The sequence below is a fragment of the Candidatus Obscuribacterales bacterium genome (assembly GCA_036703605.1).
In the GTDB taxonomy this organism is placed as follows: domain Bacteria; phylum Cyanobacteriota; class Cyanobacteriia; order RECH01; family RECH01; genus RECH01.
The window spans coordinates 1-1,475 of sequence record DATNRH010001140.1 but is presented as its reverse complement, the minus strand read 5'-3'; the positions used below and the strand labels follow the sequence as shown (position 1 = coordinate 1,475).

General features: G+C 52.7%; 2 protein-coding genes. Both read right to left on the bottom strand.

Annotated features, from left to right (window positions below; translation table 11 throughout):
- Nucleotides 1-963, bottom strand: a 963-nt coding sequence (gene hemN / locus V6D20_23565) for an oxygen-independent coproporphyrinogen III oxidase (protein HEY9818758.1), incomplete at its 3' end; no start/stop codon positions are given.
- A 173-nt stretch (nucleotides 964-1,136) separates the two neighbouring features.
- The coding region (locus tag V6D20_23560) for a biliverdin-producing heme oxygenase (GenBank protein ID HEY9818757.1) at nucleotides 1,137-1,475 on the bottom strand (339 nt) is incomplete at its 5' end.

Sequence of the window (1,475 nt, the reverse complement as noted above, 5' to 3'; positions counted from 1 at the left end):
CTGGGTGGTGTAGCCTTGGAAGTTGCGGTGGAGTTCGCCGGTCTGCTGAGCGATCGCTAACTCATCATTGGGTTTAGCAAAGTGATCCATGCCGATAAACACATAGCCAGCTTGGGTCAACTGGGCGATGGTTTGCTGCAGGATTTTCAGCTTTTCGGCACTGCTGGGCATCTCCGACTCGGGCATCCGCTTTTGAATCGGCTTCAGCCAAGGAATATAGGCAAAGTTGAAGACAGCGATGCGATCGGGATTGAGTTTTAGGGTCTTTTCGACAGTTTCTCGGAATGTATCGAGGGTTTGGTAGGGCAGACCGTAGATCAGATCGACGTTGACACTTTCAAAGTTGGCTTCCCGAATCCAGTCCATGACGTCAAACAACATGGATTCAGGCTGTACCCGATTGATGGCGGCCTGCACCGTGGGGTTAAAGTCTTGAATGCCAAAGCTAATGCGGTTGAAGCCAAGCTGCCGTAAGGTATGCAGATAGTGGCGATCGCCATCCCGTGGGTTGATTTCGATGGAAATTTCGGCAGCGTCGTCAAAGGTAAAATGCTGGTTTATCTGTTCCCACAGCGTTTCAACCTGACTCAGGTTGAGGTAATTGGGCGTACCGCCGCCCCAATGGAGCTGATGCACGCGGCGATCGCGGCTGACCAAGGGCGCAATTTGCTGAATATGGCGAGAGAGATAGTCTACGTAGGGGCTAGCAATGCCTTTGCGTGGGGTGACAATGGTGTTGCAACCACAGAAATAACAGGCGGTTTCACAAAAGGGAATGTGGCAATAGAGCGATAGGGGTGTTTTCTTATAGTTGCCGAGGGCGATCGCGGTTCGAAAATCGGTGAGATTAAAATCGGAGGATAGTTCAGTAGCGGGAGGATAGCTGGTGTAGCGCGGTAAGGGTTGGTTATATTTATTGAGCAGATCGGCGTCAAACTGAATGGTTTGAGATAAGGATTTCATGATGGACAGGCATTAAGGTGTGATGAAAACGAGAGGGCTTGGCCAAGACACCGACATGGCTCTGGGGCGTGCCAGCTCTTCGATGGTGTTGCTGTGTCAAAGAGGTGGACGACGTATGAGCGATCCCTTGGGATCCCCCCTCGTTTCCGGCATCAGGGGAGATCGAGGATTGCTTAACCTACAACTAGCTCGCGATCGCTGCTGTGGTGAGGACAGCGGGCGGTGCTGCCGGGGCGGTCTTGCCGAGTCAGCAGGTCAAAGGTGTGATCACCGATAGCGGCTTTCACCTCGTCTTCTAGCTCATGCATCACGTCGCGGTTGAGGGTAAAGGCATCATTGGCTTCAGCGACGATGCGTTCAATGGTCTCGTCGTCTAAGGGGAGGGAATCCAGGGCTTGGCGATATTGTTCCTTAATCCTGCGCTTTGCTGCTGGTGTGGCTAGGGCAGGAAACTCATACATGTCGGTGCCTAGACCGTTGGGGAGGTCGAGCGCCGAGCGGATAATATTTTT